Consider the following 12196-nt stretch of genomic DNA (forward strand, 5'->3'; position numbering starts at 1 on the left):
ATCAACCAAGCCACTTTGGCAGCAAGCCCATGTTCAACGCATCCTTCAGCGTTGGTGCTTCCTTATCTTTCCCAGAAAAAAGAAGTTGTTCAGTAGGTAACCCAAAGTCAATGTTGAGATCCGGGTCAAGAGGATTAATCCCGTGCTCACGATCTGGCTTAAATGTGTCAGTAACTAGGTAGCTCACAACTGTTTCATCCTGAAGAGAAACAAATGCGTGCCCTAAACCTTCACTAAGAAAAACAGCATTTCGAAGCTTTGAATTTACTTCGACAGCTTCCCATTGCCCGAAGGTCGGAGAACCAACACGAATATCAACAATGAAGTCGATTATTGAACCATAAGGACAAGTTACGTATTTTGCTTGCCCAGGAGGGACATCCGCAAAATGTATTCCTCTAACTACACCTTTTTTGGAAACAGAAATGTTCCCCTGCTTCAAGTCAAGATCTCTACCTGTGGCTTGCTTGAAATGATCGGCTCGGAACCACTCCGCAAATTCGCCTCGTTCATCCTTGTGGACTTGATTTTGAACTACGAAACTATTCGGGATTGGTAATTGATAAATTGGCATTGGTAAATGTTATCAACCCTCTGAATTTGTTTCTCAAGAATTCGAAGATAATTGATTGTGAAAAAACAAACCAAGTGTTCTCGAAAACGAATCGCTTAGGTGGTTGGTGTCAGCATAAATGGGAATGCCGCCGATCACCGAAGAGCATTTATTTATTTGGGGGCAAATGTGCGAATACAAGTCGATTATTGTTACACCTTGAGTTGTTCGCGCTGTGGTCAAAACAACATTTGATAATTGCTTAATCGATCCATCTATTGAGCATGGGTCAATTGCTCCCTTACCAGCTGCAATTATGCAATCTGGGATATTTATTCCCCCTGTATCTGGCACATCAGTAACTACGTAAATTTGCTTCCCTTTGGACAATAGTGAATCAAAAGTTTCTTTTACTTTGTCTTCTGACAGCCTTACTTCTTTTGAAACATTGTCGTCAGGGTAGCTGCTATACCAACCTGCAAAAATAACCTTGTCAATTTGCTCATTTTCTGAAATTTCTTGAAGCACACGTTTGGACCATTCTGTGCACTGTTCCCAATAAACAGAATCATGAAATGTAGCTTCGAAATATCTTGAAGAAATCCCTGGGCAGCCGAATCTAGTGTATGTTTTCAAAAATTCTTTATCTTTTGAGGCCACAACTTTCATCGCCGGTATCAATGCGGCAGCATGAGAATCCCCCACTATTGCAATCCCGTTTGAGTATTGATCAAAGTAGGTACAAGATTTCCAATCATTAGTTGGCTCAACTAAACACCAATTCGGGTCGAGATCTTTTCCACCTGATGCTAACTTTTCAAAATTCTCAACAACATTGTTGTTTTTACAAGACAAATTTCCAATTGCATTCGCGCCGCTACAAATCCCCTGCTCTGTCCATGCAACTTTCGCAGAACTAGCCTGGGGCAAAATTTGTGTTGCACAAAATGCCACAATCACAAAAATCGCAACAGAAGACAGAACAGCAAGCTTGACTCTATTTTTTTTGGGCGACCATTTCCGCATGGGTTCTTCAATTAGATAAAAGGTAGCCATTGAAAAAAGACAAGTCACTATAAGTAAATAAATATTGTTGATTGGGCCCTCAAAACCTATATAGCTAGCTGTTACGAATAGAGGCCAGTGCCATAAATAAATTCCGAAAGATAACAACCCAATCATTTCGATGACAACCAAAAATTGGTTTGTAGTTGTTCGATGTAAAGAACCAATCAAGATGATTATCGAAGTGAAAAGAACTGGAAAAAGAGCATGAAACCCCGGATAGGTTTCGGAAGGTTTGATGAGGAATATGCAAAGAATCAAGCCAATCCACAATGAAATTAAGAGAGGAAAAACATAAAATTCTTTGATTATTTTCTGCTTCTTTTGCTCAAGGAATCTGTAAGCAAGGTAAACAAGGGCACCTGAAAGAAGTTCCCAAAATCTGGCGAGAGAACTGAAATACAGGTTGGTACCAGTTATATAGGCAGATACGGAATAACAGAATGAAACCGACCATGCACAGATTAGAAATATGCCCAGAACATTGGTGGATTTGAGCTTAAGGAAAGATGTCCCAAACGCAAATAAAAGTAGGGCAAGCGGAAAAACAAAATAAAATTGCTCCTCAATTGCAAGCGACCAATATTGTTGAAACATTGACGGCAACGCATCGTTTGAAAGGTAATCAACTTGCCTATTTTGAAAGATGAGATTGAGTGAAAAACTTAACGAACCCAAGAAATCAAGAAAGTTACTCTTCTGAACGGAAACTGGCGAAGTCAATAAAGACAAAACCATAGAAACGCAACTCACGAATATTGCCAAGGGCAATATCCTCCTAAATCTCCTAAACCAAAAAGTGCTTAGTAGTGATTTTTCGCGAATTAGCGCGCGCGGGTACAAATACTCCGTCATCAAAAAACCTGAGATGACAAAGAAAACGTCAACGCCGATAAATCCGCCCGGCAGCAAATTCGGCCAGAAATGAAAGACAACAACTCCGACAACGGACAAGCCGCGCAAGACTTGTATATCTGATCGATAATTCTTTGAGTTGTTTAATCTAAGGAGGCTTTGCATTTGAATTGCAGTTACCCCTCTATCTAAATCGAATAGTTTTTACGTTAGTGTAGTACCAAAGATGTCGCATTAAATGACTGGGGGAGTCATGAAACAAGCATTTTCCAATGACATTCTTTCTGAGGAATTAATTCACGCAGAAACAGTTGCAGTGGTCACCCTATGGTCAGGAGGTATGACATGGTCAGCTTGCGCAGAAAGCCTCATACGCTTCACGAGTGAAAAAGTCCCAATTTGCATTTGGGATGACGAGGGGCCCTCCCACGAAGCCATTGCCGAATTAAGTCGACTCGAAAAAAAATTCAACAGGGAAGTTTTTTATTTTAGGCAAAATAAAAACTTAGGTGTTGTTGGAAACCTGAACAGCGCGTTTGCAACATTTATAAATTCTGACGTAATTGTTTTGAATAGCGACATTGTGGTTGGACCTGACTGGGACCAAGCCTTGAGAAAGGTTGCTGATTCACGTACAGATGTTGCGACAGTAACTTCGCTCAGTAATGGTTCAGGACTTTTCGGAATCGGAGAAATTCCTCAACTAGGTAAAAGAATCCCAACTGTAGATGAATTTGCAGCGCTATCCGAAAAAGTAAAACAATATTCAGCACACATCACTCCCGTAGTTCCAACAGCAACTAGTTTCTGCACGCTATTCACAAGAAAAGCAATAAACATAGTTGGCTTGCTCGATCCTGAGTTCTCGCCTGGTTATGGTGAGGAGGTTGACTACTCTCTAAGATGTTCGGCCTACGGCTTTGTACACCTTGCCGCTGATAGTGCTCTAGTTTTTCACGCCACGGGTGAGTCATTCGGAGATACAACTCAAAACGAGAGAAAAAAACTCAACGACGAGCTGGTTTCAAGAAGATACGAATACTGGCAACCGTTTATTGATGATTATATTTCTGATGAAGACACCCCTTTAGCTAGGTCTAAACATTTGGCTAAAGCGGCTCTAGTCGGATTGAAAATTGTGATTGATGCTGAAAAGGTGAACCCCGATCTCACAGGGACTTTTGAAGGTTCTTCAAGGTTAATCAATGCTTTGTGGCAAAATCCTATGGTTCATTCAGTAACACTGGTTGCTCCTACCCACGCGTTACAAGATCTCCGTGAGTGGTCGAAATTACACACAAACTCAGTAATTGATGTTGTATCTCTAGATGAACTGGGAAACGAGAAACAATACGATATTGCTTTTAGGCCTTATCAAGACTACAGCGGAGATACTTGGCCAAAAGTAAAACGAATAGCGAGGAGAAATATCGTCTGGCATTTGGATTTAATTGCCACACATAATCCGACTTACTCTCTAGACTTCGAAAACTTCAAGCTGCTTGATAGAGCAGTTACTGAATCGCTTGATCAAGCAGATGCAATTGGTGTCCTAACAAAGCATGTAGCGAATGATTTGCAAAGTACCTATGGCGGTAAAGGACTTGAGTCGAAACTTTTCATACTTCAAAATGGGCCAACTCAATCCCAAGCACTCGCTAAGTCAAACATTTATCCAGACGAACTTCAACAACTGGATTCTGAACCATACATTCTCGTTTTAGGAACAAATTATCGCCATAAAAACTTAACTTGGCTGATGCGGGTCTTCCTTATGGTCCGAGAATTAGGCTGGGTTGGGCGAATGGTGGTGGTTGGCCCAACTCCAAGCATTGGTGGAACCGTGGAGCAAGATTATCTTCTCGCGGAATCCACTATTCCAAGTGCATTTTCATTCTTAGGCAGAGTTGAAGAAGCTTCAAAAAGATTGCTGCTCAAGGGTGCAAAACTTGTACTTGTTCCATCAATTACCGAAGGTTGGGGATTGGTCCCCATAGAAGCTGCACTTGAGGGAGTGCCTGTCATTTCAACTGATGGCGGTGGGCTCAGAGAAGTTATGCCTTCTGACGCTGTTTCTTTGAATATTGCATCAGACTACGAATCTGCCGTAAGAATTTACAATCTACTGACCAACTCATTGCTTTCTGAAAAACAACTTCAGTTATGGGTAAACAAGGCTAGAAATCTAAGTTGGTCTGATTCTGCTGAATCATTGGTTCATGCAGGCCGTCTATCCCTTTCAAAAGCCAGCTGGCTTGAGGAATCGACAATTATCCAACAACAAGAAACTGATAACGAAGTAATTCAACCGAAGTCTCGACGGAGTCAAAGTTTTAGCGATTTCTTTTTCAGTATCTCGAGAGTTTTTTTTCCTTTGAATTCAAAAAGAAGGGAATACCTCAAGAAAGTTTTCCCAAGCGTTAGACATTCAAGGACACTGTCTTGAGTGAAAAATCATTGATGGATTGCGTCTTTGACCCCATAAATGTCATCTTGAAGCCCTGTATTTGTGTTCGTGTAGGTCAGGTCGATCTTCTACTTCCTGCAGATGATCTAGTAGTTACTCCTTATATTCAAAACAACAGAACATGGGACCCCGAGGTCTCTGCCTGGTTGAGACACTTTGCGCAACAATCTGAAGTTTTCATGGATGTAGGGACGATGATTGGCTACTTTGGACAACAAACATTTCAAGCTAATCCAAATTTGAGGATTCATCTGATTGATCCAGATGAATTTAATCTAAGAATTGCATACGAAAATGTCAGGAATCAACCGAATACAACTCTCTACAACTGTGCAATTACACCAAAAAATTCAGAAAACTGGGTGATCACCAGAGACAGTAAAAATTTCGGGAACTCTCGCGTCCAACACAGCGGAGTCTTTCAGGATCACAATTCAATTAAGACCGTCAACCTTGCAGAGGCGATTGCGGAGGTTAGGGCAGATTTAGTAAAAGTCGATATCCAAGGATTGGAAGAGTCCATCCTTAGCGAATTAATCCCTGATGAATTGCCCAACCTTATCACCATCATTTCAGAGGTATCTCTCCCTGAGTGGGAAAATCCCGAATCGTTCATGCCAATGATTCAGGCGTTTAGGAGACATGGATTCAGGGTTTTCATTATTCAGGGACAACGACTACTACTTGAGATCAAAAATGTACTAACCGAAAGCATGAACATTCTGCTCACAGGAGACCATGTAGACCTGATCTTTGACAGAGGTGGGAGAGTTGCAGATGTACAAGACTAAAGTTGACGCACTTTACATAAATGGTGAAAAATTTACCGTTTTGAACGAATTCGCAAACGAAAAATACATCGCATTAGTTCATGACACTTTCTACTTAGACAAAGCAGAGGAGTACTTTTCTGATTTATTGTCTGCTACTGCGCTTCATAGCAGGGGATTTACCTACTCTGCATGGAATCCCTGTCTAGAAGAGTATGGTTGGCCTCCTGCTGTTTTATCCTGTGGGTGTCTAAATTCTGCAGAATTTCGCAGATTTATTAAGCGCTTTCATGACGGGTCACACATAAATACACCATGGCCAAATTCAAATGCTTTGCTCGTGGACAAAAAAAGGCTCACAGCGTTGACTTCAGGAGGCACGCAAATCAATCTCAAGATGTGGCTGAATTTGTTTCCGCTTGGAAGCCACTATATTTCCCTCTCAACTATGAGTATTCAATCACCTTCTAAATTTATTAGCTTGGAGGGGCCAGGTTTACTCAATCATTGGGTGTCTAAACAAAACTCGAACTTCACCGGAGGAATTATCCCCAAGGAAATCGGTCGGCTAACCAGAGAAGCTTGGATAGAAGATAGAGCTTTTCAACTCGGTAAGACTTACATTCCTGGAGAAAGCCGTAAAAAAGTTCTGAGAGAAATTAAGAATCTCAGAGGCTTATTCTTTGAGGAAAGTTTTTGTTGTACGAAGGTGGTTAAGGGAACTCCCACGATGTTTTTGACACCTAATGAAAAAAAAGCACTAAGCACTATGAGCATAAACAGTGAGGAAACTTTGGCTTCTTGAATCTTAGAATTCTAGGAGGTTGCTTATCTTTGCTAGGTCAGGCCAGCAACCCTCACTAATTCCCTGCCTCTCAGGAAAAGCACCAAAGTCCAGCTCAATTGTTAAATTGTGCTCTCTGTGAAACTGCTCCAAACGTTCACGCAATGTCATGACTTTTCCAGAACCTATATTCAGCACGCCTGATGAGCCTTCAATAGCAGAGACAAGTGCAATTTTTCTGCCAAGTTCTTCGACATCAATGAAATCAAATTTCGTAGTTCCCAACGTGAGGGGCATTGTTTTCTCACCCGCAGCATCAAGCTGCAACATCTTGGTAAATACTGAATGATTTCGCGAATCATCCCCAAGAATGTAGTAGCACCTGAGCCATAGGTACTCGACACCCTTTCTTTCACATAATTCTGAAAGCGAAAGCCGGAGAGCATTTTTTGCTATTCCATATTGGTTTTGCGGGTTGGGAACTGCGTCCTCTCCAACTAGGCCGGTTTGAGGACCAAGCTCGTGCATAGTGCCTAAACCCACAACTTTTTTCAAACCGAGATTTATGCAGGACCGAACGAAATTGAAGTGATCTGAAAGATGCCCCATATGAGCATCAGAAGTGTGTACAAAGCCGTCTTGCCAAGCCAAATGTATAAGTGTCGCCCCGTGGACAATGGAAGCGTATTTTTCCATGTCGAGTTGCCATAAATCAGATTCGATTATTACCACATCACTAGTGAAGTTGACTTTAGATGAATCACGAAGAACAGCAAACACTTCGTGGCCTTGCTCAGCCAAAGTAGTCACAACATAGCGGCCAATATAGCCAGCCGAACCAGTCACGATGAACTTAGACAAAATTTCAACTTTCAAAAAAGGTGGATGCAAGGTCCTGTAGCTTCAAACCCGGTTATGTTTCTAGCTTACCCACGGGAACTTCTCGATTTTTTGTGCAAGAAATCATTTACTGCAGAAAAATCTCTAAAACTTCGGGCGCCTGGCACCAAGTACTTTTTTCAATTGGGTTAGGCTTGAACTTGTGGGTTCTTGTACGTCTCTACAAGAAAATAGACCAAAACAATCAACGGAGAGTGGGCGACTTTAGCTGTGTCGAACCAGACGGAGAATGCCGGAGCAGCCGATGAATTCGGCGCTAATGAATGGATGGTCGAAGAGCTTTATGAGCGCTTCGTCGTAGACAAAAACTCAGTAGACCCAACATGGTGGCCAACCCTTGAGAAGTATGCAGCTAAGTCCGGTTACACCTCCCCCGCTACTCCAGCACCAGCGCAAACTCAAGCACCTGCTCCCACACCAACAGCAGGCACCGAGACTCAACCAGTAGCCACCACTACCTCCCGCCCCGCACAATCAGCCCCTATTCCTGCAGACGCTCCAGTTATTGCTCAAGACTTCTCCGCCGCAGAATCTGAAGAAGAAGACGTCGTCACTATTCTCAAAGGCATGCCAAAGACTTTGGCAGCGAATATGGATCAGTCTTTGACCGTTCCGACAGCCACAAGCGTCCGCGCAATTCCCGCCAAACTTCTCATTGATAACCGGATTGTCATCAATAACCACCTCAAGCGTACTCGCGGTGGCAAGGTTTCCTTCACCCACATTATTGGCTGGGCATTGGTTCAAGCACTCAAGGCTTTCCCCAGCCAGAACGTCTACTACGACGAGGTAGACGGCAAGCCAGCACTAGTTTCCCCTGCTCACGTAACCCTTGGTCTTGCTGTTGATGTTCCAAAACCTGACGGCACTCGTGCACTCATGGTTCCTGGTATCAAGCGTGCAGACACTATGACTTTCGGTGAGTTCCTTGCCGCTTATGAAGATCTCGTTGTCAAAGCTCGCACCAACAAGCTGGCTGCAGATGACTTCAAGGGAATCACTGTATCCCTGACCAACCCAGGTGGAATCGGAACCGTTCACTCGGTTCCTCGCCTGATGAGGGGACAAGGCTGCATCATCGGTGCAGGTGCTCTGGATTACCCAGCTGAGTTCCAAGGCGCCAGTGAAGAAACCCTCATCGACCTTGCTGTTAGCAAAGTGTTGACCTTGACCAGCACCTATGACCACAGGGTTATCCAAGGTGCTGGCTCTGGTGAATTCTTAAAGATTGTGCACGAGTTGCTTATCGGTCAACGGAATTTCTACGAAGACATCTTTGCTGCACTCCGTATTCCCTATGTGCCCATCCACTGGAGCACAGATGTAAGCGTGAACCTCGGTTCTGCAATCGACAAGACTGCACGCGTTCAAGAGCTGATTAATGCATACCGTGTCCGTGGCCACCTCATGGCAGACATTGATCCGCTCGAGTACAAACAGCGCACTCACCCTGATCTCGAAATCGAAACACACGGGCTTACTTTCTGGGATCTAGACCGTGAATTCGTCACCGGCGGTATTGGTGGAACACGCACAGCTCCCCTGCGCAAGATTCTTGGCATCCTCCGCGACTCGTACTGCCGCACAGTGGGTCTGGAATACATGCACATCCAGGACCCTGAACAGCGCAAGTGGATTCAGGAAAAGGTAGAGCGCCCCTACGAAAAGCCTGGCCACGACGAGCAAATGCGTATTCTTGGCAAGCTCAACGAAGCAGAAGCCTTTGAAACCTTCCTTCAGACCAAGTACGTAGGACAAAAGCGCTTCAGCCTCGAAGGTGGAGAGTCTGTTATACCTCTACTTGATGAAATCCTCCAGGACGCTGCAACTGCAGAACTCGATGGCGTGGGTATTGGTATGGCCCACCGTGGTCGCCTCAACGTTCTCACCAACATCGCTGGCAAGACCTATGGCCAGATTTTCCGTGAGTTTGAGGGAACCCAGGACCCTAAGAGTGTTCAAGGCTCAGGAGACGTGAAGTACCACTTAGGTACAGAAGGAATCTTTACCTCTGCAGAGGGTAAGACCATTCCTGTCTCCCTCGCTGCAAACCCGTCCCACCTCGAGACCGTCAACACCGTTCTTCAAGGAATTGTCCGAGCAAAGCAGGACCTCAAGCCCATAGGAACATTCACGACCTTGCCCATCCTCATTCACGGTGACGCAGCTATGGCCGGTCAAGGTGTAGTCCTTGAGGGCCTGCAAATGTCTCAGCTTCGCGGATACCGCATTGGTGGAACAGTCCACATTGTGATCAACAATCAGGTTGGTTTCACAACACTTCCTGAAGCTTCACGCACCTCTGTATATGCAACAGACGTTGCGAAGACAATCCAAGCCCCCATTTGGCATGTCAATGGCGATGACCCTGAAGCAGTCGCTCGAGTTGGCCGCTTGGCATTCGAATTCCGTCAGCGATTCAACAAAGACGTCGTTATCGACTTAGTCTGCTACCGCCGTCGCGGTCACAACGAAGGTGATGACCCTTCGATGACCCAGCCACTGATGTACAACCTCATTGAAGCGAAGCGCTCCGTTCGCCGCCTATACACCGAGGCCCTCGTGGGTCGTGGTGACATCACTCAGGAAGAGTTTGACAAAGCACAGGCAGACTTCCAGGCACAGCTTGAAACCGCGTTTGCAGAAACTCATGCTGCGCAGACCGGAACCCACACAACCGTGGGCGCAAACGACACAGTTACTGGTGGGGCTTTGCTCAGTAACGAAGTTCTCACCCCAGCAACAACCGGTGTAGATATCTCAGTAATTCACCGTATCGGTGATGCATTCAACAATGTTCCAGAAGGCTTCACTGTTCACAGCAAGCTTCAGCAGCTTCTCGCCAAGCGCCTTGAGATGAGCCGAAATGGTGACATCGACTGGGGCTTTGGAGAGCTCCTTGCTTTCGGTTCGATCTTGCTTGAAGGCAAGCCTGTTCGTTTGACTGGTCAGGATGTTCGCCGCGGAACCTTCGTTCAACGTCACGCTGTATTCCATGACCGTGAAAACGGACAGGAATGGCTGCCCCTCCTCAACCTCAGTGAAAACCAGGGACGATTCTGGATTTATGACTCCCTCTTGAGCGAATACGCCGTACTCGGATATGAATACGGTTACTCCGTTCAGCGTGAAGATGCTCTGGTGCTGTGGGAAGCACAGTTTGGTGACTTCGCAGACGGTGCGCAAACTGTCATCGACGAATACATCTCTTCATCTGAGCAGAAGTGGGGACAGCGTTCTTCAGTTGTCATGCTTCTGCCACACGGTTACGAAGGACAGGGACCTGACCACTCTTCTGCACGTATAGAGCGGTTCTTGCAACTTTGTGCTGAAGACAACATGATTGTTGCTCGTCCCTCGACACCAGCATCCTATTTCCATCTGCTTCGTCGCCAGGCATATTCACAACCACGCAAACCGCTGATTGTGTTCACGCCCAAGGCAATGCTCCGCTTACGTGGTGCATCAAGCAACGTCGAAGATTTCACAAGCGGTGTCTTTGAACCAGTCATAGACGACCCCCGCCAGCTTGACCGCAACGCAGTAAAGCGCGTGATCCTGACTGCTGGTAAGCCTTACCACGACCTGGTTGCTGAGCTAGAGAAAGCGCCAAACCCAGAAATTGCAGTGGTTCGCCTCGAACAGTTCTATCCAGCTCCGATGCAGCAGCTCAACGCAGTGCTTGCAACCTACCCCAATGCCGAGTTGGTGTGGTTCCAAGACGAACCAGCAAACCAAGGAGCTTGGCCATTCATGTTGCTTGAGGTCTCACCTCAGCTTGAAGGTCGCGTTTTGCGAAATGTTTCACGCCCCGCCTCGGCATCTCCCGCAGTAGGTTCTGCTAAACGTCACGCAGTAGAAGCAGCTGAAATTCTTCAACGAGCATTGTCATTCAACTAATCAAAACTGAAGAGGCCCACAAGCTTTAGCTTGTGGGCCTCATTTGTTTTTGGAACTAATGCTTTTGCATGCTTCTGAGCTTTAGTAACACCTCTTGCTTCAGGTCTTCAGGAGCATTCTCCTCACAAGCACGTTTCACAGCTTCTGTGAGGACAACACCGACCCTGTGTTCATCTGCACAATCAGGGCAGTTCTCCATGTGCTCACGGATATCTGCTGCTTCTTCGCTGCACAGTTCATTGTGAAGGTATTCTTCAAGGTCTTTTTTGGCCTTCTCGCAACCGCAATCACCCATTATTTGTCCTTTCCAAAACCTTGTTCTCGCGCATAGTCAGCTAATTGCTCCCTGAGGAGCTTTCTTCCTCGGTGAAGTCTGCTCATCACAGTTCCAGTTGGTGTCTCCATGATGTCTGCAACTTCTTGATAGGAATATCCTTCAACATCTACCAAATACACCGCAGCTCTGAAGTCCTCGGGGAGTGCCTGCAGGGCATCTTTGATGGCACTTGCAGGCAAGTGATCAATTGCTTCTGCTTCAGCAGAACGGCTTGATGTGGCCGTTCTGCTTTCTGCATCCCCAAGTTGCCAATCTTCTAATTCTTCGAGCGGGGAATAGTAAGGCTGATTCTGTTGCTTGCGGTATTGGTTGATGTAGGTATTTTCAAGAATGCGATGCAACCATGCTTTGATATTTGTTCCCTGCTGGAACTGATCAAAAGCCGCAAAAGCTTTGAGATAGGTTTCTTGCACTAAGTCATTGGCGTCTGCTGAATTGCCTGTCTTGCGCATTGCATGCGCATAAAGCTTGTCAATGTGCTCCATTGCCTGCTCTTCAAAGAGTTGGCTCCGGGCTGAGGCTGCAGAAGTCATTACTGACAAGCCTACGCCTGCCTCTTCATCTA

9 protein-coding genes are annotated in these 12196 nt (G+C 45.4%); 4 read left to right on the forward strand and 5 right to left on the reverse strand.

The annotated features are described in order from the left end of the window. Nucleotide 1: 1 nt before the first annotated feature. Both rfbC and AINA4_RS06045 read right to left on the reverse strand, forming a co-directional pair. Nucleotides 2-574: a dTDP-4-dehydrorhamnose 3,5-epimerase gene (rfbC, locus tag AINA4_RS06040; protein ID WP_281786564.1), complete on the reverse strand. Its 573-nt coding sequence runs from the start codon at nt 572-574 to the stop codon at nt 2-4. Nucleotides 575-607: 33 nt separating this feature from the next. After that, nucleotides 608-2638 (reverse strand): acyltransferase family protein, encoded by a 2031-nt coding sequence (locus AINA4_RS06045; protein ID WP_281786565.1) that lies wholly within the window; start codon nt 2636-2638, stop codon nt 608-610. An 88-nt stretch (nt 2639-2726) separates the two neighbouring features. Here AINA4_RS06045 and AINA4_RS06050 point away from each other — a divergent pair, with 88 nt between their 5' ends. From AINA4_RS06050 to AINA4_RS06060, 3 genes are read left to right on the forward strand one after another with little or no spacing between them, the layout of a single operon-like run. Then, complete coding sequence (locus AINA4_RS06050) at nt 2727-4919, forward strand: glycosyltransferase (protein WP_281786566.1); 2193 nt, start codon at nt 2727-2729, stop codon at nt 4917-4919. Continuing rightward, nucleotides 4916-5731 (forward strand): FkbM family methyltransferase, encoded by an 816-nt coding sequence (locus tag AINA4_RS06055; protein WP_281786567.1) that lies wholly within the window; start codon nt 4916-4918, stop codon nt 5729-5731. The genes AINA4_RS06050 and AINA4_RS06055 overlap by 4 nt, the downstream gene beginning before the upstream one ends. Continuing rightward, nucleotides 5718-6515, forward strand: a complete 798-nt coding sequence (locus AINA4_RS06060; protein WP_281786568.1) for a hypothetical protein — start codon at nt 5718-5720, stop codon at nt 6513-6515. Before AINA4_RS06055 ends, AINA4_RS06060 begins: the two co-directional genes overlap by 14 nt. Nucleotides 6516-6518: 3 nt before the next feature. Here the strand turns inward: AINA4_RS06060 and AINA4_RS06065 are convergent, their stop codons facing one another. After that, nucleotides 6519-7355: an NAD(P)-dependent oxidoreductase gene (locus AINA4_RS06065; RefSeq protein WP_281786569.1), complete on the reverse strand. Its 837-nt coding sequence runs from the start codon at nt 7353-7355 to the stop codon at nt 6519-6521. Between the two features lie 249 nt (nt 7356-7604). On the opposite strand from AINA4_RS06065, the gene AINA4_RS06070 reads away from it, so the two are divergent. Further along, nucleotides 7605-11294: a multifunctional oxoglutarate decarboxylase/oxoglutarate dehydrogenase thiamine pyrophosphate-binding subunit/dihydrolipoyllysine-residue succinyltransferase subunit gene (locus AINA4_RS06070; RefSeq protein ID WP_281786570.1), complete on the forward strand. Its 3690-nt coding sequence runs from the start codon at nt 7605-7607 to the stop codon at nt 11292-11294. A 55-nt stretch (nt 11295-11349) separates the two neighbouring features. Here the strand turns inward: AINA4_RS06070 and AINA4_RS06075 are convergent, their stop codons facing one another. Continuing rightward, entirely contained in the window at nt 11350-11589 is a 240-nt protein-coding gene (locus AINA4_RS06075) for a zf-HC2 domain-containing protein (RefSeq protein ID WP_281786571.1), read from the reverse strand. After that, a complete protein-coding gene (locus AINA4_RS06080; protein ID WP_280799530.1) occupies nt 11589-12164 on the reverse strand; it encodes a sigma-70 family RNA polymerase sigma factor in 576 nt (191 codons plus the stop codon). Before AINA4_RS06080 ends, AINA4_RS06075 begins: the two co-directional genes overlap by 1 nt. Nucleotides 12165-12196: the final 32 nt, after the last annotated feature.

Origin of the sequence: Aurantimicrobium sp. INA4 (genome assembly GCF_027924525.1) — a bacterium.
Lineage (GTDB): Bacteria > Actinomycetota > Actinomycetes > Actinomycetales > Microbacteriaceae > Aurantimicrobium.

What these genes read in the sequence shown, in the direction of transcription:
- rfbC (WP_281786564.1), bottom strand. Translation starts at nt 574, where the DNA reads ATGCCAATTTATCAATTACCAATCCCGAATAGTTTCGTAGTTCAAAAT.
- AINA4_RS06045 (WP_281786565.1), bottom strand. Translation starts at nt 2,638, where the DNA reads ATGCAAAGCCTCCTTAGATTAAACAACTCAAAGAATTATCGATCAGAT.
- AINA4_RS06050 (WP_281786566.1), top strand. Translation starts at nt 2,727, where the DNA reads ATGAAACAAGCATTTTCCAATGACATTCTTTCTGAGGAATTAATTCAC.
- AINA4_RS06060 (WP_281786568.1), top strand. Translation starts at nt 5,718, where the DNA reads ATGTACAAGACTAAAGTTGACGCACTTTACATAAATGGTGAAAAATTT.
- AINA4_RS06075 (WP_281786571.1), bottom strand. Translation starts at nt 11,589, where the DNA reads ATGGGTGATTGCGGTTGCGAGAAGGCCAAAAAAGACCTTGAAGAATAC.
- AINA4_RS06080 (WP_280799530.1), bottom strand. Translation starts at nt 12,164, where the DNA reads ATGACTTCTGCAGCCTCAGCCCGGAGCCAACTCTTTGAAGAGCAGGCA.